Origin of the sequence: Cyanobium sp. Candia 9D4 (assembly GCF_024346155.1) — a bacterium.
GTDB lineage: Bacteria > Cyanobacteriota > Cyanobacteriia > PCC-6307 > Cyanobiaceae > Cyanobium > Cyanobium minutissimum.
This window is the reverse complement of record NZ_JAGQCK010000006.1, coordinates 57,102-77,722: the sequence shown is the minus strand read 5'-3', so window position 1 is coordinate 77,722 and position 20,621 is coordinate 57,102. Positions and strand designations below refer to the sequence as shown.

Here is a 20,621-nt window from a genome sequence, read left to right as displayed (position 1 = left end):
GATGGCGGAGCGTCGCACCTTCGGCAGCGTTCTGGACCGCTTTCTCAAGAAGCGCTGGAGCCCGGCGGACATCGATCGTTATGTGGGCACCTACCGGGAGGCCTGGCTCACCCATGCCACCGACGGTGCGATCCGGGAGCGGGCCGCGTCGGGGGGAACCACGAGCGCCGTGCTGATCGAGGGGCTGCGCCAGGGCCTGTTCGACGGCGCCGTGGTCTGCGTGGCGGTGGTGGAGGACGGCAAGGTGCGACCCCGGTTCCGGATCGCCACCGACCCCGACCAGATCCTGGCCGCCCGCGGCAGCAAGTACGTGGAATCCCGCTTCCTGCCCTCGGTGCTGCCCCTGCTGCGCAGCTTCGAGGGGCGGGTGGCGGTGGTGGGCCTGCCCTGCGACATCGCCGCCCTGCGGCAGCGCTGCGGGACGGACCCCGTCCTGGCGGCCAAGCTGGCCCTGACCATCGCCCTGGTCTGCGGCCACAACTCCCGCACCGCCCTCATCGATGCCGTCACAAGCCGTCTGGAGAAGCAGGCCGGCCAGCCGTTGCGGGCCTACCGCTTCCGCATCGGCCACTGGCGCGGCCATCTGGAGGCGGAATTCGCCGATGGATCCCTGCTGCGCCGGCCCACGAAGACATTCAACGACTACCAGAACATGTTCTTCTTCTGCGAGCGCAAATGTCTCTCCTGCCATGACCATTACGGCTATGCCGCCGATCTCACGATGGGGGACATCTGGCTGTTCCGGCTCAAGAACGACCCGATCAAACACACCGCCGTGATCACCCGCACCGAGGCGGGTCAGGCCCTGTTCGACGCCGCCACCCGATCCGGTGCCGTGGCGGCCTCCGCCCTCGACATCCGCGACATCATGGATGGCCAGGCCCGCATCGGTCCGGCCCATTACAACGTCACGGCCCGGGCCCGGGCCGGCCGCTGGCTGGGGCTGAAGATTCCCGATCGCGTCCAGGCGCCGGTCACCTGGCACGACCAGCTCAATGCCTTCTGGACCCTGGCCAACGTGCGCCTGAGCGAGTCCGCCTGGGGCCGCCGGCTGATCTTCGCCCTGCCCCGACCCGTGATCAGGGGGCTGCTGTATCTCAAGAAGGGTCTGGAGTCGGTGAAATGAAGCGGGGGATCCGATGAGCTCCGTGGCGATCATCGCGGCCACCTTCCACGGCAACCGTGGTGCGGAGGCGATGCTGAGCACGGCCGTCGGAGTGCTTTCGGAGCGCTGCGGGCCCCAGCTGCGCTTCGAGGTGTTCAGCTATTACCCCAGGGTCGACCGCCAGCTGGTGAACGACCCCCGGGTGCGGATCTTCTCGGCCACCCCCGCCCATCTGGTGCTGGTGCTGCTGCCGGGGGCCGTGCTGCACCGGCTCCTCGGCGGCCTGCGGCTCCATCGCCTGCAGAGGCTGCTCCCGGCTTCGGTGCGGGCGCTGGCCCGCTCGCGGGCCCTGCTCTGCCTGGCCGGGGTGTCCTTCATCGATGGCCGGGCCAAGTTCCTGCCCTTCAACATCGCCACCATCTGGCCGGCCATGATTCTCGGGGTCCCCGTCGTGAAGCTGTCCCAGGCGATGGGGCCGTTCCGCACCTGGCCCAACCGCCCGCTGGCCCACTGGTTCCTGTCCCGCTGCCACCGCCTCCACACCCGCGGTGAGGTGACCCAGCGCCATGTGGCCGGCCTGCTGGGATCGGGCGGTTGCTATGGCCGCAGCGACGATGTGGCCTTTCTGTTCGAGGGCCGCTTCGTCCTCAGCACCCCCGCCCCCGGCCTCGACGGGCGGCTGGCGGCCCTGCAGGCGCTGCGGGAGCGGGGCCGGCCGATCGTCGGCGTCTGCCCCAGCGCCGTGATCGCCCGGCGCGCGGCGGCGGCGGGCCACGACTACCCCCGCTGGCTGGCGGGCCTGATCACCGACCTGGTGGGGCTCGGCCATGGGGTGGCCCTCTACCCGAACGCCACCCGGGGCCCGGAGGAAACCCGCCTCCACAACAACGACCTGCCCCTGCTGCGGGCCACGCTGTCCCACCTCGATCCGGCCGTCGCTGGGTCCGTGGTGGGGTTCGAGGATGGCTGGAACGCCGCCCAGATCCATCGCATCCTCGGGGCCTGTGACGTCCATGCGGTGTCCCGCTTCCACGCCATGGTCGGCGCCCTGGTGGTGGGCGTTCCGGTGCTGGTGATGGGCTGGAGCCACAAGTACCTGGAGGTGATGGAGCGCTTCGGCCAGGCCGACATGGTCTTCGACGGCGCCGACCTCGACCGGCCCAGCACCGTGGCCCTGATCCAACGGCTGATCGCCGAGCGGGCGGAGCGCCGCGACCGCATCGTCGCCGCGCTGCCGGAGGTGCAGGCCCTCGCCTCCCGGCAGTTCGATGCGGTGCAGCCGCTGCTCACCCCTTGAAGTGGCCCTCCAGCCCCCTGGGCGTCCTGGTGAAGTGGATCTGGATCGGCCTGGTCGTGGTCGCCGTGGCCGCCTTCGCCATCACCCGGCGGCAGGTGATCGTCCAGGACCTGGCCCGGTTCTCCCCACCGGAGCTGGCGGCCGTGGTGGTCCTGCTGGTCCTCGGCAAGCTGGGGATGAACGTCGCCATGCTGCTGGCGACGCGCCACTGCGCCATCCCGGTGAGCCGCCGCGATGGCTTCTACATGTACAACCTGGCCCAGCTGGCCAAGTACGTGCCGGGGTCCATCTGGCAGTTCGTCAGTCGCATCGCCATGCTGCGGGCCCGCCAGGCCCCGGCCACCGCCATCCGCGATTCGATCCTCGCCGAGAACGGCTGGGTGGTCGGATCGGCCCTGCTGATCGGCGTCGTCCTGCTGGGGCTGGCCCAGCCCGCCTTCTACCTGAGGCTCCTGGAGGCCGTGGGCCGGGTCCCACCCACCCTGGCGGTGCCCCTGGGGTCGGTTCTGCTGGCCCTGGCCGGGGCCCTGGCGGTGGCCCTGCCGAGGCTGCGCCGCCGCTCCTCGCGGCTGCTGCCCTGGCTGATCCGGCTGCGCCCCCCCTGGGCGGCCAGCCTGAGCCTGATGCTGGGCTGGGCCGCGCTCGGGGCGTCCTTCTGGCTGTGTCTGCGGCCGTTCCTGGGTGCCGGGCCAGCCTGGCCGGCGGTGATCGGCGTCTACTGCCTCGCCTGGGTGGCCGGCTACCTGGTGCCCTTCGCCCCGGCGGGGCTGGGGGTGCGGGAGGTGGTGCTGGCCCTGGCCCTGGATCCCTTCCTCGCGGCCGACACCTCCCTGGTGGTGGTCGCCGTCCACCGCGTCCTCTACCTGCTGGTCGAGGTGCTGCTGGCCCTGGTGGCCCTGGCCCTGGGCCCGGACCCCGCCGCCGCCGCCCCGCCAGCCGCCTGACGATGCCCTCCCATACCCTGGGGAGCCCACCCGCCCCGGTTCGGTGACGCCGCCGTCTCCAGTCCCGTCGCAGCGTCCCGTCGAGCGGGCCGCCATCGAGCGGCTGCTCGATGCCAACCTCGATCGGGCCCGGGAGGGGCTGCGGGTGCTGGAGGACTGGGCCCGCTTCGCCTTGGACCGGCCCGATCTGGTGGCCCGCACCAAGGACCTGCGCCAGCGTCTGGGGCGGCTGCACCGGAGTGCCTACAAGCTGGCCCGGCACACCGCCAGCGACCCGGCGGCGGGCCTGGCCCATCCGGCCCAGGCCGAACGGCAGGACGCCGACGCGGTCCTGGCCGCCAACGCCGGCCGGGTGCAGGAGGCCCTGCGGGTGCTGGAGGAGTTCGGCCGGCTCGAGGATCCGGACCTGGCGGCCGAGGCGTCGACGATCCGCTACGCCCTCTACGACCTGGAGGTGGACCTGATCCAGGCCGGCCGCGACGGCGACGGGCGCCGCGCCCTGCTGCGCCGCTGCCATCTGTATCTGGTCACCAGTCCGGTGGACGGCCTGGAGGCGGTGGTGGCCGCGGCCCTGGCGGCGGGGGTGCGGCTGGTCCAGTACCGCGCCAAGCCCGACCCCGACCTGGAGGACCGCCACCGGCTCGAGCAGGCCACTGCCCTGCGCCAGCTCTGCCACCGCCATGGCGCCCTGTTCCTGGTCAACGACCGCATCGACCTGGCCCTGGCGGTGGGGGCCGATGGCGTCCACCTCGGCCAGGGCGACCTGCCGCCGTCGGTGGCCCGCCGCCTGCTGGGGCCCGACCGCCTGATCGGCCGCAGCACCCACCGGATCGAGGACCTGCGCCAGGCGGTCGCCGACGGCTGCGACTACGTGGGGGTGGGGCCCGTCAACGCCACCCCCACCAAACCCGGCCGCGAGCCGGTGGGGCTGGCCTACGTCACCCAGGCGGCGGCGGAGTCCCCCCTGCCCTTCTTCGCCATCGGCGGCATCGATCCGGGCAACCTGGCCGCCGTGCGCCGTGCCGGCGCCGATCGGGTGGCGGTGGTGCGGGCCATCACGGCCGCCGCCGACCCCGGCGCGGCGGTCGCCGCCCTGCTGGCGGGGCTGGAGGCTGCGGCATGACGGGGGGGATGGCGGCAGACCTGCTGCTGCGGGTCAACGGGGAAGCGCGCCGCTGCCCGGCGGGCCTGTGTCTGGATGCCGTGCTCGTGGCCCTCGGCTACCAGCCGCGCCTGGTGGTGGTGGAGTTCAACGGCGAGATCCTCCCCAGGCATCGCTGGCCCTCCCAGCCTGTGGTGGAATCCGATGTGCTGGAAGTGGTCACCATCGTGGGGGGCGGTTCCTAGATTCCTGCCATCGCAACGTCGCACGTCATGGGTTCCCGCTTGCTCCGGCGCCTGGCCGGTCTGATGGTCGTGCCCGTGCTGGTGGCCGGCCTCGTGATCGCCTCGCCGCCGCCGGCCCAGGCCGCCAGCGGTGGCCGCATCGGCGGCGGCAGCTTCCGCTCGGCCCCCTCCATGCCCCGCAGCTATGGCGGCGGTGGTGGCTACGGCGGCGGCTTCAGTGGCGGCGGCTACCGGGGCGGCGGCATCGGCTTCCCCTTCATCGTGCCGATCTTCGGATTCGGCGGCGGCGGCCTGTTCGGTTTCCTGATTCTCATGGCTGTGGCCGGCGTGGTGGTCAACGCCCTGCGCGGCGGCGGCGGTCCGTCCCTCGGGGGCTCGGGCTCCGAGCTGGCCTACAACCCCCGTCCGGACGGTCCGGTTTCGATCGCCCAGATCCAGGTGGGTCTGCTGGCGTCCGCCCGCGATCTCCAGGACGACCTGCGGCGCCTGGCCGGTTCGTCGGACACCTCCAGCAGCTCCGGCCTGCAGCGGGTGCTCCAGGAAACCAGCCTCTCCCTGCTGCGCCATCCCGACCTCTGGGTGTACGCCAGCGGCGAGGTGGGCCAGGTGCCCTTCGCCAGCGCCGAATCCACCTTTAACCGGCTCTCCATGCAGGAGCGCAGCAAGCTGGAGCGGGAACTCACCGCCAACGTGGCCGGCCGCCGCTTCAGTGAGCCCGCCCCCGTGGCCCCCGGTGCCAGCGACGCCGCCAGTGATTTCATCGTCGTCACCCTGCTGGTGGCCTGCCGGCGCAGCCTGGCGATCAAGGGGGCCGGCAGCGCCGACGACCTGCGTGATTCGCTCCAGAAGCTCGGTGCGGTCGGCGCGGACGATCTGCTGGCCATCGAGGTGATCTGGCAGCCGGAAGGGGCCGGCGAAGTGCTGACCACCGAACAGGTGATCACGGCCTACCCGGACCTGCAGCATCTCTGAACCTGCGGCCTTGCCGGCCGGCCGGTCGTCGCCCACACTGCGCCTCAGAAGCCGCAGGCGCCGGTGCCTCCCCATCGGATCAGCTGGATCAACACCCCGGTCCTGCTCGAGGCCATCGAGCGCTACGAGCAGGGGCGCCTGCCCCGCTCCCTCACCCTCTGGCTCCAGACCGTGCTGGAGATCGAGGCGCCTCCATCGGATCCATTGATCCCCGGCGGCTGATCAGCCGGCCACGCCCAGCTGCAGGATCCGCAGGGCCGCCATGGCGGCTCCATAGCCGTTGTCGATGTTCACCACGGTGAGCCCGGGGGCGCAGCTGGCCAGCATGCCCATCAGGGCCGCCTGGCCGCCGACGCTCACCCCGTAGCCCACCGCCACCGGCACGCCGATCACCGGCTGGGGCAGCAGACCGGCCAGCACGGTGGGCAGGGCCCCCTCCATTCCGGCACAGGCGATCAGCACCCGGGCCTGGCGCAGTCCCTCCAGCTGCCCCAGGAGCCGGTGCAGCCCGGCCACGCCGACGTCGAGGACCAGGTCGCTGGCCACTCCGTGGCAGGCCAGGGCCAGGCGCGCCTCGGCCGCCACCGGGAGGTCGCTGCTGCCGCCGCCGAGCACCGCCACCCGTCCGAGGGCAGGATCGGCCGGCGGCGGCGCGGGCCAGGTGAGGCAGCGGGCCACCGGATCGTGCCGGGGCACCGCTTCGGCCCCCAGGGCGCCGATGGACGGCTCCAGCAGGCGCTGCACCGCCGCCGCCTTCTCCGCCGACACCCGGGTCACCAGCGCCAGTTCCCCGGCCCGGCGCATCTCCAGCATCACGGCGGCAATCTGCTCGACGCTCTTGTGCTCCCCCCAGACCGCCTCCACCATGCCGAGCCGGCCCCGGCGGCCCAGGTCGAGCCGGGCGTCCTCGCTCAAGGCCCCTCCCCCTCCAGCGGCGGCGTCAGAGCCACCCACTCCAGTTCGCCGGCGTGGACCAGGGGAAAGGGGTTGGCGGCCCGGGCCAGACTCCGTTCTCCCGGGTTGTGGGACAGGGCCCGCCGGGCCGCAGCTTCGAAGCGGGCCTGCGTGGCCTCGATCTCGCTGGCCGGGATGGCCAGCCACTGGCGGCGGCTGCGCCAGCGGATCAGCAGCAGGCCCTCTTCCCGTTCCGCATCCCACAGCAGGTCCCGGCCCAGAAAGCCGTCCTGGCGCTGCAGCCAGGGCCCCCAGCTCTGCTCCTCCGCCTGCAGCCAGGCCCCGCGGGCGCCGGCGGGCACCTTCACCCGCAGCTGCTCCACGACCGGCCCCTGGGTGAGGGCACCGACGGCCTGGGCCGTGGCGGGAAAGCTGACCAGCACGCAACAGAGCAGGCAGAGGGCGGCCAGCAAGGTAGCCAGCCGCTGGGGTGGCCGATGGGTCACGGCTGCTGCAGCAGGGCCACCGCATGGCAGGCGATGCCCTCCTGGCGGCCCGTGGGCCCCAGACCCTCGTTGGTGGTCGCCTTCACCCCCACCTGCTCGGGAGCCAGGCCCATGCGGCCGGCGATCGCCTCCCGCATGGCGGCGATGTGGGGCTTCAGGCGCGGCCGCTCCGCCACCACCACCGTGTCGACGTTGAGCACCTGCCATCCCCGCTCCGCCACCAGCGCCATCACCTGCTCGAGCAGCACCAGGCTGTCGGCGCCGCGCCAGCGCTCGTCCTCCGGCGGGAAGTGGGTGCCGATGTCCCCCAGGCTGAGGGCCCCCAGCAGGGCATCCATCAGGGCATGCACGAGCACGTCGGCGTCGCTGTGGCCGTCCAGCCCCAGGCCTTCGGGGTGCTCCAGGCGCACGCCGCCCAGGATCAGGGGACGGCCGGGGACGAGCCGGTGGATGTCGTAGCCGTTGCCGATGCGCAGCTGCATGGGGGGCGGTGGGGGCGGATCCAGTGTCGCCGGTGCGGGGCGATGGCGCGCTTCCGGCGGCGTGCTTCGGTGAGCGCGCTTCAGGTCTCCTGCTGCGCCTGCCACAGGGCCAGCAGGTCGGCGCGGCGCTCGCGGGTGCGGGCCACCTGCTGCTCCAGCCGCCAGCGGGCGATGGCGCCGTGGTCGCCGCTGCGCAGCACCTCCGGTACCGCCATGCCGCGGAACTCCGCCGGCCGGGTGTAGTGGGGGTGCTCCAGCAGCAGGCCACTGTGGCTCTCGGCCTCGAGGCAGTCCGGTGAGCCCACGGTGCCGGGCAGCAGCCGCACCACGCCGCTGATCACCACCAGGGCCGGCAGCTCGCCGCCGGTGAGCACGAAATCCCCCAGGGACACCTCCTCGTCGGCCAGGGGGCGGATGCGCTCGTCGAAGCCCTCGTAGTGGCCGCAGAGCAGCACCAGCTGGTCGTGCTCCGTGGCCCAGCGGCGCAGGTCGCGCTGGTGCAGCGGCTGGCCCTGGGGGCTCATCAGCAGCACGCGGCGGCGCGGCAGCACCGGGATCGTCTCGAAGGCGGCGTAGACCGGCTCGGGCTTGAGCACCATGCCGGGGCCGCCGCCGTAGGGCACGTCGTCCACCTTGCGGTAGCGGTCCGTGGCGTGGTCGCGGGGGTTGTGGGTGTGGACCTCGGCGATGCCGGCGGCGAAGGCACGGCCGATCACCCCCAGCCCCAGCAGGGGCGTGAAGGCGTCCGGCACCAGGCTCACCACGTCGAAGCGCATGGGGGAGGCCTCAGCCGGCGGGTCGGCTGACCCGCCGGATCTCGGAGCTGAAGCTGGCCCGGCCCGGGCGGCCGTCGGGGTGGTGCTCGACGCTGCTGCGCAGGCGCAGGTTGGCCTTGGTGAACCAGATCCTTTCGCGCACCGACGCCCCGGCCCGCTCGCTGGTCAGCTCCAGGCTCCCGTCCGGCCAGAGCTGCCAGCGCCCCGTGCTGGCGGCCCCGTCCGGGGCACTGCCCTGGAAGCCGCCGTCGGGGCGGAACAGCAGCCGGTGGCGGCCGCCGCCGGGTGGGGTGATCTCCAGCCCCCCGGGCTCGCCGGTCTGCTCTGGGGCCAGGTAGGTGACGGTCAGTTCCCCGCGCTCGGAGCTGTGCCAGCTGACCCCATCCGCCTCGGCCTCCCGGGCCGCGTCGGCCGCCTCCTCCAGGCTGAAGCAGCTGCGCAGGGAGAGCCAGTCGCCGGCGCAGAAGGCCAGGAACGCCGCGATCGTCTCGGGCGGGAAGGGGGCGGCGCTGGCGGGCTCGGTCGCGCTGGTCACGGCGGGGGCGGCGGTAGATCGGGGCCGGCGGGCCCCGGCGGGGATCCTCGCAAACCCCCAGCCGGCGTGCTCAGTCGCCCCGGTAGCCCAGCTCCGCCAGCCGGCCCGGGTGGCTGCGCCAGTTGGGCACCACCTTGACGAACAACTCCAGGTACACCGGACCGTCGAACACCTTCTGCATCTGCAGCCGCGCCCCCTGGCCGATGGCCTTGAGCATCTGGCCCCCCTTGCCGATCAGGATCCCCTTCTGACTGCTGCGCTCCACCAGCACGGTGGCGAGCACGGCCGTGCGCACCTTGCCCTTCGCCTCCTCCTCCACGATCCGCTCGATCCGCACCGCCACCGAGTGGGGCACCTCCTCGCGGGTGAGGGTCAGCACCTGCTCCCGGATCAGCTCCGCCAGCAGCAGCTGCTCCGGCTGATCGCTGACGGTGTCCGCCGGGTAGAGCAGGGGACCCGGCGGCAGGTCGGCCGCCAGGGCCTCCACCAGCGCCTGGCAGCCATCGCCGTTGAGGGCGCTGCAGGGATGCAGGGGCCAGGCCACGGGGGGCTCGCCGGCGTCCGCCAGCAGCTCCCGGTAGGTGGCGGCCAGATCCTCGGCGTCGGCGCCGACCCGGTCGCTCTTGTTGAGGGCCACATGCACCGGCACGCGGCTGTGGCGCAGCAGGTCGACGATGAAGCCGTCCCCCCGGCCGGCCGGCTGGCTAGCATCCACCAGCAGCAGCACCACGTCCACCTCGCCGATGGCCCCCCGGGCGCTCTGGACGAGGCGTTCCCCCAGCAGGTGGTGGGGTTTGTGGATCCCCGGGGTGTCCAGCAGGATCAGCTGGGCGGCGGGCGTGGTGAGGATGGCGCGCAGCCGGTTGCGGGTGGTCTGGGCCACGGGGGAGGTGATCGCCACCTTCTGGCCCACCAGCTGGTTGAGCAGGGTGGATTTGCCCACGTTCGGCCGGCCGATCAGGGCCACGAAGCCGGAGCGGAAGACAGGCTCTCCGGTGCTGCCCTGTTCAGCCGCGTCCTGGACGGGACGGTTGTCTTGGGGCTGGGCATCGCCGGGGCTGGCGGTCGGGGCGCTCGGGTCCATAGCCTCAACACTGCCAGCCCATGGGCCCCGCCGCCCGTCCGCCGCCATGACCGATGACGCCCCGCTGACCGAGACCCCCCTGGCGGGGACCCCGCCGGCACCGAGCTTCCCCCAGGCGATGGAGATCGCGGCCCAGTGGATCGGCCTGTGGGAAGCGGGGGAACTCAGCGATGAGGTGCTGGCCGATCGGGTGGGGGAGCTGGTGGCAAGCCGGGACGGGGCGCGCGGTTTCTTCGTCGTCGGCCTCACCGGTGAGGCGCCCCTGCTCGACCGGCTGCCGGAGCCGCTGGTGGCCGCCCTGCGGCAGGCGGGTCCGGGGGTGGTGGATCTCACCGCGCGCAACCTGGCCATGAGCACGGCGATGGTGCTGCACCACCAGCGATCGGGGGACCGGGACCATCAGGCCGGTTCTGAGCGGGTGCAGCTGCGCAGCACCGAACTGCTGCGCCAGCTGGAGCCGGTGGCCGTGAAGCAGCGGCTGGAAACCCTGCTCGCCGCTGCTGCGCAGGACGGTGATTCCGAGGGAGCAGTCGCGGAGGACAGGGCCTTCCTCGACCGCTGGGGTTACGACGCTGAACAGCGTCTGGCGATCGCCGCCGCCATCGAGGCGGTGGCCGACTGAACCGGCACCCACCCCATGCCCCTGGGCCTCAGAACTTGAGGTAGAGCAGCGTCATGGCCTGGAGGGCGTCAAAGGTGACCCCATCGGGCAGGAAGACGTAGTTGACGTTGAACCCCAGGGTCACGTTCTGGGTGATGTTCACATCAACCCCACCGGTGAGCATGGCGTTGGTCTGTCCCGTCGAATAGGTGTTGGTGGCGATGCCACCCCCCAGGTAGGGGGAGACCACGGAGCGACGGAACAGATCCAGGGTGAGGGGCACCTGGAAGGAGGTCTGGCCGTTGTAGCGGCCGAGCACATCCCGGTTGCCGAAGATCACGCTGGGCCGCAGGGAGACCGCAAGGGTTTCGTTGAGTTTGTAGCCGATCCGACCGGTGAACACCCCGCTGTTGGGCAGATCGCTGCCGAAATTGACGCCACCGCCGATGCCGTAGATGCCGACGTTCTCGATCGGTTTGCCCTGACGCGGCACGATCGCCAGTTCGGCGGGATCGCGGTTGGCCGGAGGCGGCAGATAGTCCGGCGGCAGGGTGGCCGCGTCGGTGACGGGCTCCCAGCCGGCGGCTGCGGGCTCCGCCGCGATGGGAACCCAGGGGGCCGGTGGCGCCGGGAGGGACTGGGCCCGGCCCGGCTCGCCAACGACAGCCAAACAGGCCAGGCCGACCAGGGGGAGGCCGCAGGGGTGGAGCCGGTGGCGTCTCACTGGGGAGCCACCACCGCGCCGGCGGGACCGGCCGGGGCCGGAGTGGGGGCGGGAGCATCCGCCACAGGGGCCAGCGTGGCAGCGGCCGGTGGCGGCGGCGGGGCGAACGGGGCGCTGCTGGCCACGGGCGAGACCCGGACGGGGGCGGGGGTGGCCCTCACCTCAGCCGGGAGCGGCTGGAGGTTGACGACCGTGGGGGTGACGGTCCCGGGGGCCTGGGCCGGCTGGCGGCTGGACCATTCCCGGATGTCTTCGATCACGCCGGGATCGTCCGGCTGGCTCAGCACATCGACGCTGCCGTCGGCCTGGATGGCGAGGGGCACCTGGGTGGGCTTGCTGACCCGGGTGGAGGGCACGTGGATGACCCGGGCCTGCTGCAGCTTGGCCGTCTTGGTGGGGGTGGGCGTGGGCAGGGTGCGGATCGCCTGGCGCATTGGCTCCCTCAGGTTCTGGGGCAGGGGAGCCATCGGGTCGCCGCTGCTGGCCCATCGGGCCCGCTCCGCCCGGGCCACCGTGGGCATGGCGGGCATGCCCAGGTCCTGGATGGTGAGCACCCCACCGAGGAGCTCGGAGTTCGAGAAGTTCCGCTGCAGCAGGGTCTGGGCACTGCCCAGGCCGGTGGTGCCCAGGGGGGGGCCATCGATGCGGAAGGAGACCGGGCGGGCCGGGGCCTTGGCCACACGCGCCGGGGCGCTGCCGCGGGAGGCGACCGCCGGACGGCGACCGGGATCGGGCCGTGCACGAGACGAGTTGGAGGGGCCGCTCAGATCGAGACTGCGGGCCAGGGGCGCATCCAGCAGCGAACCGATCTTGTCGGAGGCCGAGCTGAGCACGTGGCCGGGGGTGGTGCCCAGGTCGTCGAGCGGAGAGGAGCTCCTGGCCACCGGGGCGGCGGCGGGAGCTTCCGGCAGGGAGGCGATCGCTTCGTCGCTGCCCTTGGGATCGGCGGGCTGGGGGACGGCCATGTCCTTCACCCGTGCCTGCCAGCGGTCGTGGGCATCGATGGCCAGCAACGGCAGCCAGATCGACTGGCTCAGCAGGGCCCAGGCGATGGCTTTGGGGCTGATGGTGGGTTCGCGGTACATGGGAGGGCCGTAGTAGCGGTTGTCAGCGGAAGTTGTTTCTGTTGCCGTTGAATGTATCTCGGAAGAAATAATAGGAGCTGGCGGCCTGACTGAGGGGAACGATGACCTGATTGATGACGTCGAGGGCTTCGGCGTAGAAGGTGCGATTGACGATGATCGTGTCCCTGTCCCGGAGTGGCGGGTTCAGCCCCTTGGAGACGCCGATCCCGTCCCTGTAGCTGTAGACCTCACGGGTGGTGGTGCCGTTGCGGTTGAGGCGGACAAGTTCGATGTCGTTCTTGTTGGCCCGCCAGTTCTCCGCCCCGCCGGCCCGGAAGATGGCTTCGGCCAGAGGGGTGTTGGCGGGCAGGCTGAGGGTACCGGGGCTGCGCACCTCGCCGATCACCGAGACGGTGATGGTGGCCGGGGCCAGGTTGGTGGCCCCGATCTGGAGGATCTCCTCGGGGATCAGATCCTCGGTGCGGGCGACGACGATCGTGTCGCCGTCGAACAGGATCGGGTTCTGGCGCTGGTTGCCGACCTGGAACACCTGGGCCAGGTCGAGTACCGTCTGCTTCTGGCTGCCGTCGGGGCCGGCCAGACGCCGGAGCAGGACCTTGCGGATGTCCGCGTTCAGGGTGACGCCGCCGGCCGTCTGGATCGCGGAGACCGGAGTGGAATAGGAGGGCAGGGGGTAGAGGCCGGGACGGCCCACCTCGCCGATGATCGTCACCTTGACGGGACGGGGTGAGGTGAGGCTGAGGATCAGCTCAGGCCTCACCAGCTGCTTGGCGTAGAGCGAGGTGAGCCAGCGGGTGGCCTGGCCGATGGTCAGGCCGGTGAGCTGCACCGAACCCAGCAGTGACAGGGTCGAGGTGCCGTCGGGAAGGATGACGACCGCGCCGCCGATGGCGGAGGCGGAGGGGTCGGTGAAGGTGAGCTGGAGGCCGTCCCCGGGGCCAAGCACGTAAAGATCGTTGTAGACCTCGGTGACCGTGAGGGGCAGGGGAGCCGAGGAGGCGGGGCCGGAGAGGGGGGCGGCGCTGACCGCCGCCGGGCCGCGCCAGGGGGAATGGGGAGCCGCACCCTGGGGCACCGAGGCCTTGAGCCCCGTCGGGGCCACCAGCACACCGGCCAGCCCCAGCATCCCGACGGCCGAAAGGCGACGCCGGACCGACCGGCGGACGCCTTTCCAGCGGATTCCATCAGGGGCGGCAGATCCCTGACCTGCAGCAGATTCCTGGCGAGCCGATTGGCCTGCAGATCCCTGGCGTACAGATGTTCTGGGAGGAAAAGCCACCGAAGGACATAAATCGGATTACCACCATAGACGCCCGAGTCAAGGGGCATTCTTTGCGGGTTGCCATTATCATCGGATCAACTTTCCCTGCGGTACATAACGTGACAACGACGGGTGCTCCCCCTGAGGCCTTTCCGGGTGGAACCGCGCGCCCGTTGTCCCTTCCCGGCACGGGTGCTTCCGGTCCCGGCCTGTTTGACCCGTCGTCGCAGCAGAGCCCCCTCAGCCCCATGGGCGAAAGCCAGTCCGGCGGCGGCGGCCTCGGGGGGATTGTGCGCACGGTCAAGCGCCGTCAATCCATCTTTCTGATCACCTTTGCCGTGGTGACCGGGGTCCTGGCGATCAACACCCTGCGGCAGCGCATCTTTTCCCCCGTCTACCAGGGCGGGTTCCAGATGCAGATCAGCAACCCCTTCGACAACCCCGGCACTGGCGGCGGCGGCGGCGGTTCCGTCGAATCCATCGCCCGCAGCGAGATCAAGACCGATGTGCCCAGCCTCATCGTTCTGATGCGCAGCCCCCTGCTGCTCGGGCCGGTCGCGCAGCGCCAGGGCGTGCCGCTGCGGGCCCTGGAGAGCAATCTCTCCATCAACCAGGAGTCGGCCCGGGTCGACAATGTTCTCAATGTGTCTCTGCGCTGGCCGGATCCGGCCAAGGGCAAGGCCATCCTGCGGCAGCTTGCCAAGGACTACACCTCCTTCTCGCTTACCCAACGCCAGGCGGCCGTCAACTCCGGGGTCCGCTTCCTGGATGAGCAGGCCCCCGCCATCGAGGAACGGGTCCAGAAGCTCTCCCAGGAGATGCTCAAGTTCCGCGAGCGCAACAACTTCGTGGATCCGGCCGCCGCGGCCGGCCAGATCCTCGGAGCCCGTGAAGGTCTCGTCAACCAGCTGCGCACCCTGCAGAACGAACAGGTGCAGCTGGACAGCCAGCTGAAGTCGATCCAGACCGGCAAGCTCCAGTTCACCCCCAGCGGCGCCCCCACCGCCCTCGAGCAGCTGGGCCGCAACAGCGTTCTCGTGCCGGGCAGGGGCGATTCCGCCGCCGAGGCCGCCAGCGGCACCAAGACCCCCCTCGACCTTCTCAACCAGTTCGAGCAGGAGCTGGCCACCGCCAAGGGCACCTTCAAGGAGAACTCGCCGATCGTTCAGTCCCTGCTGGCCCGTCGCAACCAGCTGCTGCCCGTGGTGCAGCGGCAGGCGGCCGATGCCGTCAAGGCCAGGCTGCTCGCCAACGTGGCCCAGCAGGATGAGATCAACCGCCAGATCCTTCTGCTGAGCGAGAACTTCCGGAACAATCCCCAGAAACTGGCGGAGTTCGAGAACATCAACCAGCGACTTTCGATCGCCAGAGAGCAGTATTCCTCCTACATCCAGGCCAGGGAGCGGTACCGGCTGGAGATGGCCCGGTCCATCTCCCCCTGGGAAGTGATCGGACCCCCGGATTTCGGCAGCAGCCCGGTGGAGCCCAACATCCAGCGCAACCTGCTGCGGGCGATCATGATCGGTCTGCTGGCCGGCCTGGGCGCCGCCATCCTGCGGGAGCGGACGGACAACGTCTTCCACACCCCCATGGAGGTGGAGAAGGACCTGCAGCTGCCCGTGCTGGGTCTGATCCCCTACCTGCCCCTGGAGCCCGGTGTCGACATCGCCACCAGCATCTCCAAGATGTCCTCCAGCGAGCGCTTCGCCATCAAGGAGTCGCTGCGCAGCCTGTTCACCACCTTCCGTCTGCTCCGCGCCGACAACAACATCCGCATGGTGGGGATCACCTCCTCCACCCAGGGGGAGGGCAAGTCCACCGCCGTGGCGGTGTTCTCCCGCACCCTCGCCGACCTCGGCCTCCGGGTGCTCGTCATCGACTCCGACATGCGTCTGCCGATGCAGGCCCGTTACCTGGGTGTGGAGCAGGGCGACGGCCTCTCCACCCTGCTGTCGGATTCGTCGCGCAAACCGACGGATTTCATCCACTCCATCGCCGAGAACATGGATGTGCTGCCCGCCGGCCCCAAGCCGCCCGATCCGGCGAAGCTGCTCAACTCCAGCCGCTGCAAGGAGATCATGGAGGAGATCCGCGCTCTCCCCGGCTACGACATCATCATTGTCGATGCGCCTCCCTGCCTGATGCTGGCCGATCCGATCCTGCTCGGGGAGAAGCTCGACGGCATTCTCTTCCTCGTGGGTCTCGGCAAGGTCAGTCGTGAGCTGGCTCCCCAGGCCAGCCGTCGCATCAGGGCCTCCGGGGTGGATGTGCTTGGCATCATCTGCAACCAGGTCAACTTCCCCAGCCGCCTCAACGATTACGGCTACGAATACGGTTACTACTATCACTACGCCTACGCCTCGGCGTCGGGCTACGCCAAGAGTGCCAGCGAGCCATCCACGGGTGGATTCGGCAGCTATGTGCAGCGTTATCGCGACAGCTACATGAAGGGCGCCGCCACCAATTCCTACATCTCCGCCCGCTACAACGAGGGCGAATCCGACGTCAAGACCTACTTCCGGGAGGACGAGGATCAGGCCACCGCACCGGTCGCCACCAATGGCGGCATCGGCCCCAGCGCCAGCTCCACCAGTCCCCTGCCCCCCGCCGACAGCGTCCCCTCCCGCCGCCATCGCCCGTCCCGGGAGGGCGGTGGCGGTCCGATGGGCTGGCTGCGCCGGCGTTTCGGCAACCGGGGCTGAGCCCCCGGTTCCGGGACCCTTCCCCTCGCCAGGGAGGGGGCCCGGCCGACCGCTGCCCCGTCGCTCACCCGGGACCTGCTATGTCGAGAGCAGGGTCTCGAGCATCACCAGGTGGTCATAGATCGGCATGGCCATCGGGTGGCAGCGCCGCACCCAGGCCAGGGCGGCCAGGGGGTCGATCCCGCGCAGTCGGGCCGTGAGGCCAACGGCCAGCAGGGGAGAGCGCTCATACCCGGCCATGCAGTGCAGATAGACGGGGGCGGCGTCGGTCACGAGCGCTTCCGCCCTCGCCAGGGCAAGGGCCAGCCTCTCCTGCAGCAGCGGCTCCTGGGCTCTGTGGTCGGGCAGGGCGATCCGGTCGCTTCTCCAGCCAGGGGGAACGACCAGGGCGGTTTCCTCCTCCGGATAGCAGCAGCTGAAGCGGCTTCGGATCCCGGCCTCCTCCAGCTGACGCCAGTGCCTGTCGCTGCGGGGCATGGGACCGATCGCCAGCTGACCGGTGAGCACCCAGCTGCAGGGAAGCGCGCGTTCCGCCATCGGCGCCAGGGGCCGGTCGGCCGGCCTCAGGCCCTGGAACAACCGCCGCAGGGGGCCCACCATCAGCGCGCCCTCCACGGATGAGGCCCGTTGGCGGTGCTCACGTCTGGATTCGCAGCACCGGCTCCACCAGATCCAGCACCTGCTGCCAGAGCCGGTCGGAGGGGGGCTTCCCCTTGGCCCCGCGCAGGCTGATCAGGGTGCAGGCGTAGCTGCGATTGGGCTGGAGCCCGATCACCCGCTCGAGGGCCGCCTGCCGGCCGACCGCCAGACGGTCGGCGAGGGTGGTGAGCTGCTCGCGGGTGACTCCGAAAGGCTCCGCCAGGCCGGGGCCGGCCACCAGGCAGGTCTGGAGGGTGGGGCGATCCTGGGCCAGGCCGCGCGCCGTCGGTACCGGTGCGTCGAGCAGGCGACGCTGGCGGAGTTTCAGGCTGGCATGGTCCCGGCCGATGGCGCCGGCCTGGAAGTTGAACCGCTGCCGCACCGCACCCCCCACCAGGGTCAGTTCGTACCCGTCCCGCAGGGGCAGGACCACCGGGGCCGACGTCGCCAGCTCGTAGCTGCGCTTCGCTGGCCAGGGGGGGGTGAGGCTGGGACGGGCTGTCTGCGGCAGCAGCTGGGCTCCGCGCAGGGCCGCCTCCAGCTGCTCAGCCGGCAGGGGACGGGGAGCCGCTGGCCAGCGGGGCAGCAGGATCGCCTGGGTCGCCAGAAGGGCGGCGATGGTGGCGAGCGTGCCGTACCACCGCACCAGAAGGGGAGGGGTGATCACGCTCCTTCCCCCGGCTGCGGCGGTGCGGGCAGGGGGGGAAGTTCCCGCTCCAGCAGCCGCATGTAGACCATGCCGAACACCAGCACCGCCACCCCGGAAAAGACCAGGGATCCGGTGCTCTCGTGGAAGAAATCGAACAGCCAGCTCCCCTTGCCGTGGCCGTTGCCCGCGAACACCGCCAGCAGCGCGATGCGGAAGGTGTTGCAGACCAGCCCGATCACCGGCGCCACCAGCACCACCGCGGTGCGGCTGGCCCAGGAGCGGATCGGAAAGGCCAGCAGGAAGATGACACCCACGCAGAGAATCTGGGCCATCAGGTCGACCCCGTTGCAGGGGCCCAGCACCCTCACCCCGCCGCCGGGCAGCAGCACGCTGCGGGCATTCACGGTCACATCGAGTCCGAGCACGCTCAACCAGAGGCCGGACAGACGCGCGGTGAGCAGGCTGATGGGGGCTTCCGGCAGGGTGCGCATCAGCAGGGCGAAGGCCGGCAGCAGCATCAGGCAGAGCAGCGGATCGCGGAAACGGCCCAGGCGGGCTGGTTGCTCCGCCATCAGACCCAGGCTGAGGCCGCCGATCGGCGCCAGGGCGAACAGCAGGCCGTCCCAGTGCAGGATCAGGGCCGAGCGGGCCAGAACCCAGATCAGCAGCAGGCTGCCGATGACCAGTCCCCAGCCGGCGGGGCTGGGGCGGAGCTCCTCGAACTGGTCCTCCATGCAGATCACCGCCCCTCCCCACACCAGCACGGCGAACACGGTGATGTGCTCGCTCTGGCTGCTCTGGAACACGGCGATGTTCTGGACCGCCACGGCCGCGGCCAGGGCCAGCCAGAGGTTGCGGGGCGTGGGCGGGGGAACGGCCGGGACGGCGGCCCGCCAGGCCGGGGGGATCCGCTGCAGGAGGCTGCTGGAGAGTCGCTCGATGCTGTTGCTCATCGGGCCACAGCGTCGACCAGAGGAGTGGCCGGGACGCCTTCATCAGGATCGTATTCCGGGACCAGACGGCGCAGCAGCTGGCCGGTGGTGGCTTCGTCCCAGTGGGCGAGCGCCTCATGCAGCTGCTGAATCAAGGGACTGAGCTGTTCGCTGTCCCGATGGGGTTCGGTGGCCCGGCGGATCAGCGGGTGCTGGGTGGGCTGGTCGGCGGCACTGATCAGGAGCTCCTCGTAGAGCTTCTCCCCGGGCCGCAGGCCGGTGTACTGGATGGCGATGTCTCCGTCGCTGTTGTGCTCGTCCCGCACCCGCAGCCCGGAGAGCTCGATCATCTGGCGGGCCAGGTCGGCGATCCGCACCGGCTCGCCCATGTCAAGCAGGAACAGGTCGCCGCCGACGGCCATGCCGGTGGCCTGCAGGACCAGCTGGACGGCCTCCGGGATGGTCATGAAGTAGCGGGTGATGGCCGGATGGGTGACGGTGACCGGTCCGCCTTTGGAGATCTGCTGGTGGAACAGGGGGATCACGGACCCGGAGGAGCCCAGCACGTTGCCGAACCGGACCATCGAGAGGATCGGACCACCCGCGCCGATCTCGGCGGCGGCGGCCTGGATCAGCAGTTCGCAGATGCGCTTGCTGGCCCCCATGACATTGGTGGGGCGAACGGCCTTGTCGGTGGAGATCAGGGTGAGCCGGCTGACGCCCGAGGCGCGGGTGGCGGCGATCACGGCCTCGGTGGCGCCGATGTTGTTGGCGATGCCCGCGCAGAGGTTGGCCTCCACAAGGGGAACGTGCTTGTAGGCGGCGGCATGGAAGATCGTGTCGACCCCGTGCTGGCGGCAGATCAGGGTGAGGCGGGCCGCGTCACAGGCATCGCCGAGGACGGCATGGAGTTCGACCCCGCCGGGTTGGGAGCCCAGTTCCCGCTCGATGGCATAAAGGGCGAATTCGTTGCGCTCGACCAGCAGCAGCCGGGAGGCACCCAGGGCCACGACCTGGCGGCACAGTTCGCTGCCGATCGATCCCCCGGCGCCGGTGACCATGACCACCTTGCCTTCGACGCCGGCCTTGAGCAGCACCGGGTCGGGGTTGGAGGGTTCACGCCCGAGCAGATCCTCGATCGCCACCGGCTGCAGGTCGGAGACGATCCTCTGGCCCGTGGCCATCTGGGCCAGGGAGGGGATCGAGAGCACCTCCAGGCCCCGGTGGGTGAGCTGATCCACCAGCAGCCGTTTGCGTCGCCGCGACATGGTCGGCATGGCGAGCAGGACCTTGCGCACCCCGTGGCGTTCGATCAGTCGGGGCAGGCGCAGGGGCGAGTGGATGGGCATGTTCTGCAGGGTGCGGCCCTGCAGGCCTTCGGCGTCATCCAGGAACCCGACGATGCGGAAGCGGGGGTCATTGCGCAGGGCCAGCATCAGACCCATGCCGGAGGCCCCGGCGCCGTAGATCAGGGTGCCATCACCCTGGGAGCCCCCGGGGGAGTGGTTCTCCCGCTGGTCGAGGTGATGGACGAGGACGTCGCGCAGCACGATGCGGCTGGCGATGGCCCCGCCGGTGAACAGCAGCCAGTAAAGAATCCAGAAGGAGCGCGGTGGCTGGGCCCCACCGATCAATGTGCTGCTCAGCAGCAGGATCAGCACCATCGCGCCGGAGCGCGGCACCAGGCCGTAAAGGGAGTGGCTGCCGGCATAGCGGGTGAGCCCCCGATACCAGCCGGAGACCACGAGGACGGGCAGGCCGGTGATGACGGCCAGGGGCAGCAACAGGATCGTGGAGGGCAGGAAGCCCTTGAGGGTGGTGGCGTCGGGCAGGCGCAGGATGAAGGCGCCGAGATAGGCCGCGACGATCATCAGACCATCGAAGAACACCAGCAGCAGCCGGCGGGCCAGCAGCTGCTTCTGCACGTAACGGAGGAATGAGAGCTGGGGGATCAATCGTTCAGTTCGGCGGTGATCGACGAATCAGGAGATGAACGGGTGAGAAGTCAGGTGGAGAAGGGTGAAAGAACCGACGTCTGGATGATGGCGAGCCGGAGTCCTCACGCATCGATGATGGGGCTGGATGT

At 70.9% G+C, this 20,621-nt stretch carries 22 protein-coding genes; 9 read left to right on the top strand and 13 right to left on the bottom strand.

Annotated features, from left to right (window positions below):
• Position 1 precedes the first annotated feature (1 nt).
• The 7 genes from KBZ08_RS12500 (at position 2) to KBZ08_RS12470 (ending at position 5,887) form a co-directional block, all read left to right on the top strand.
• Positions 2-1,126 (top strand): Coenzyme F420 hydrogenase/dehydrogenase, beta subunit C-terminal domain, encoded by a 1,125-nt coding sequence (locus tag KBZ08_RS12500; RefSeq protein ID WP_254973350.1) that lies wholly within the window; start codon positions 2-4, stop codon positions 1,124-1,126.
• A 13-nt stretch (positions 1,127-1,139) separates the two neighbouring features.
• A complete protein-coding gene (locus tag KBZ08_RS12495; protein WP_254973348.1) occupies positions 1,140-2,402 on the top strand; it encodes a polysaccharide pyruvyl transferase family protein in 1,263 nt (420 codons plus the stop codon).
• Complete coding sequence (locus KBZ08_RS12490; RefSeq protein ID WP_254973347.1) at positions 2,399-3,346, top strand: lysylphosphatidylglycerol synthase domain-containing protein; 948 nt, start codon at positions 2,399-2,401, stop codon at positions 3,344-3,346. The genes KBZ08_RS12495 and KBZ08_RS12490 overlap by 4 nt, the downstream gene beginning before the upstream one ends.
• Before the next feature lie 43 nt (positions 3,347-3,389).
• Positions 3,390-4,469: a thiamine phosphate synthase gene (locus KBZ08_RS12485; RefSeq protein ID WP_106220680.1), complete on the top strand. Its 1,080-nt coding sequence runs from the start codon at positions 3,390-3,392 to the stop codon at positions 4,467-4,469.
• Positions 4,470-4,477: 8 nt separating this feature from the next.
• Positions 4,478-4,693: a sulfur carrier protein ThiS gene (gene thiS, locus KBZ08_RS12480; RefSeq protein ID WP_219904132.1), complete on the top strand. Its 216-nt coding sequence runs from the start codon at positions 4,478-4,480 to the stop codon at positions 4,691-4,693.
• A gap of 27 nt (positions 4,694-4,720) precedes the next feature.
• Positions 4,721-5,665 (top strand): DUF1517 domain-containing protein, encoded by a 945-nt coding sequence (locus KBZ08_RS12475; protein ID WP_254973345.1) that lies wholly within the window; start codon positions 4,721-4,723, stop codon positions 5,663-5,665.
• A gap of 63 nt (positions 5,666-5,728) precedes the next feature.
• On the top strand, positions 5,729-5,887 hold the full coding sequence (locus KBZ08_RS12470; RefSeq protein WP_015108865.1) for a hypothetical protein: 159 nt from the start codon (positions 5,729-5,731) through the stop codon (positions 5,885-5,887).
• Here KBZ08_RS12470 and larB read toward each other — a convergent pair whose 3' ends face one another.
• From larB to era, 6 genes are all read right to left on the bottom strand, one after another.
• Positions 5,888-6,580: a nickel pincer cofactor biosynthesis protein LarB gene (gene larB / locus KBZ08_RS12465; protein ID WP_254973344.1), complete on the bottom strand. Its 693-nt coding sequence runs from the start codon at positions 6,578-6,580 to the stop codon at positions 5,888-5,890. It lies immediately after the preceding gene.
• Positions 6,577-7,065 (bottom strand): TIGR03792 family protein, encoded by a 489-nt coding sequence (locus KBZ08_RS12460; RefSeq protein WP_396122418.1) that lies wholly within the window; start codon positions 7,063-7,065, stop codon positions 6,577-6,579. Before KBZ08_RS12460 ends, larB begins: the two co-directional genes overlap by 4 nt.
• The gene (gene ispF / locus KBZ08_RS12455) at positions 7,062-7,547 is read right to left on the bottom strand and encodes a 2-C-methyl-D-erythritol 2,4-cyclodiphosphate synthase (RefSeq protein ID WP_254973343.1); all 486 of its coding nucleotides are present in this window, start codon (positions 7,545-7,547) and stop codon (positions 7,062-7,064) included. Before ispF ends, KBZ08_RS12460 begins: the two co-directional genes overlap by 4 nt.
• 80 nt (positions 7,548-7,627) lie before the next feature.
• Positions 7,628-8,323: a tRNA (guanosine(37)-N1)-methyltransferase TrmD gene (gene trmD, locus KBZ08_RS12450; protein ID WP_254973342.1), complete on the bottom strand. Its 696-nt coding sequence runs from the start codon at positions 8,321-8,323 to the stop codon at positions 7,628-7,630.
• Positions 8,324-8,333: 10 nt separating this feature from the next.
• Positions 8,334-8,858: a phycobiliprotein lyase gene (locus tag KBZ08_RS12445; protein ID WP_254973340.1), complete on the bottom strand. Its 525-nt coding sequence runs from the start codon at positions 8,856-8,858 to the stop codon at positions 8,334-8,336.
• A 70-nt stretch (positions 8,859-8,928) separates the two neighbouring features.
• Positions 8,929-9,942 carry a GTPase Era gene (gene era, locus KBZ08_RS12440; protein WP_254973338.1) on the bottom strand — a complete coding sequence of 338 codons (1,014 nt, stop codon included), beginning with the start codon at positions 9,940-9,942 and terminating at the stop codon, positions 8,929-8,931.
• A 46-nt stretch (positions 9,943-9,988) separates the two neighbouring features.
• On the opposite strand from era, the gene KBZ08_RS12435 reads away from it, so the two are divergent.
• Positions 9,989-10,564, top strand: a complete 576-nt coding sequence (locus KBZ08_RS12435) for a hypothetical protein (RefSeq protein ID WP_106220688.1) — start codon at positions 9,989-9,991, stop codon at positions 10,562-10,564.
• Between the two features lie 28 nt (positions 10,565-10,592).
• Here KBZ08_RS12435 and KBZ08_RS12430 read toward each other — a convergent pair whose 3' ends face one another.
• The 3 genes from KBZ08_RS12430 to KBZ08_RS12420 are packed head-to-tail and all read right to left on the bottom strand — an operon-like array spanning position 10,593 to position 13,478.
• Positions 10,593-11,213, bottom strand: a complete 621-nt coding sequence (locus KBZ08_RS12430) for a hypothetical protein (RefSeq protein WP_106220689.1) — start codon at positions 11,211-11,213, stop codon at positions 10,593-10,595.
• 50 nt (positions 11,214-11,263) lie between these two features.
• On the bottom strand, positions 11,264-12,352 hold the full coding sequence (locus KBZ08_RS12425) for a hypothetical protein (protein WP_254973335.1): 1,089 nt from the start codon (positions 12,350-12,352) through the stop codon (positions 11,264-11,266).
• Between the two features lie 22 nt (positions 12,353-12,374).
• Positions 12,375-13,478, bottom strand: coding sequence for a polysaccharide biosynthesis/export family protein (locus tag KBZ08_RS12420; RefSeq protein ID WP_106220691.1), 1,104 nt, complete (start codon positions 13,476-13,478; stop codon positions 12,375-12,377).
• A gap of 383 nt (positions 13,479-13,861) precedes the next feature.
• Between KBZ08_RS12420 and KBZ08_RS12415 the strand changes: the two genes are divergently transcribed.
• The gene (locus tag KBZ08_RS12415; protein ID WP_254973332.1) at positions 13,862-16,315 is read left to right on the top strand and encodes a polysaccharide biosynthesis tyrosine autokinase; all 2,454 of its coding nucleotides are present in this window, start codon (positions 13,862-13,864) and stop codon (positions 16,313-16,315) included.
• 78 nt (positions 16,316-16,393) lie between these two features.
• Here KBZ08_RS12415 and KBZ08_RS12410 read toward each other — a convergent pair whose 3' ends face one another.
• The 4 genes from KBZ08_RS12410 to KBZ08_RS12395 are packed head-to-tail and all read right to left on the bottom strand — an operon-like array spanning position 16,394 to position 20,460.
• Positions 16,394-16,930, bottom strand: a complete 537-nt coding sequence (locus KBZ08_RS12410) for a hypothetical protein (RefSeq protein ID WP_219904133.1) — start codon at positions 16,928-16,930, stop codon at positions 16,394-16,396.
• A gap of 22 nt (positions 16,931-16,952) precedes the next feature.
• On the bottom strand, positions 16,953-17,621 hold the full coding sequence (locus KBZ08_RS12405; protein ID WP_254973330.1) for a hypothetical protein: 669 nt from the start codon (positions 17,619-17,621) through the stop codon (positions 16,953-16,955).
• Entirely contained in the window at positions 17,618-18,556 is a 939-nt protein-coding gene (locus KBZ08_RS12400) for an exosortase/archaeosortase family protein (RefSeq protein WP_106220694.1), read from the bottom strand. Before KBZ08_RS12400 ends, KBZ08_RS12405 begins: the two co-directional genes overlap by 4 nt.
• The gene (locus KBZ08_RS12395; RefSeq protein ID WP_254973328.1) at positions 18,553-20,460 is read right to left on the bottom strand and encodes a nucleoside-diphosphate sugar epimerase/dehydratase; all 1,908 of its coding nucleotides are present in this window, start codon (positions 20,458-20,460) and stop codon (positions 18,553-18,555) included. The genes KBZ08_RS12400 and KBZ08_RS12395 overlap by 4 nt, the downstream gene beginning before the upstream one ends.
• Positions 20,461-20,621: the final 161 nt, after the last annotated feature.

Coding starts and splice junctions, on each gene's coding strand:
- KBZ08_RS12500 (WP_254973350.1), top strand. CDS start 2: ATGGCGGAGCGTCGCACCTTCGGCAGCGTTCTGGACCGCTTTCTCAAG.
- KBZ08_RS12495 (WP_254973348.1), top strand. CDS start 1,140: ATGAGCTCCGTGGCGATCATCGCGGCCACCTTCCACGGCAACCGTGGT.
- thiS (WP_219904132.1), top strand. CDS start 4,478: ATGGCGGCAGACCTGCTGCTGCGGGTCAACGGGGAAGCGCGCCGCTGC.
- KBZ08_RS12475 (WP_254973345.1), top strand. CDS start 4,721: ATGGGTTCCCGCTTGCTCCGGCGCCTGGCCGGTCTGATGGTCGTGCCC.
- ispF (WP_254973343.1), bottom strand. CDS start 7,547: ATGCAGCTGCGCATCGGCAACGGCTACGACATCCACCGGCTCGTCCCC.
- trmD (WP_254973342.1), bottom strand. CDS start 8,323: ATGCGCTTCGACGTGGTGAGCCTGGTGCCGGACGCCTTCACGCCCCTG.
- era (WP_254973338.1), bottom strand. CDS start 9,942: ATGGACCCGAGCGCCCCGACCGCCAGCCCCGGCGATGCCCAGCCCCAA.
- KBZ08_RS12435 (WP_106220688.1), top strand. CDS start 9,989: ATGACCGATGACGCCCCGCTGACCGAGACCCCCCTGGCGGGGACCCCG.
- KBZ08_RS12425 (WP_254973335.1), bottom strand. CDS start 12,352: ATGTACCGCGAACCCACCATCAGCCCCAAAGCCATCGCCTGGGCCCTG.
- KBZ08_RS12420 (WP_106220691.1), bottom strand. CDS start 13,478: ATGCTGGGGCTGGCCGGTGTGCTGGTGGCCCCGACGGGGCTCAAGGCC.
- KBZ08_RS12415 (WP_254973332.1), top strand. CDS start 13,862: ATGGGCGAAAGCCAGTCCGGCGGCGGCGGCCTCGGGGGGATTGTGCGC.
- KBZ08_RS12400 (WP_106220694.1), bottom strand. CDS start 18,556: ATGAGCAACAGCATCGAGCGACTCTCCAGCAGCCTCCTGCAGCGGATC.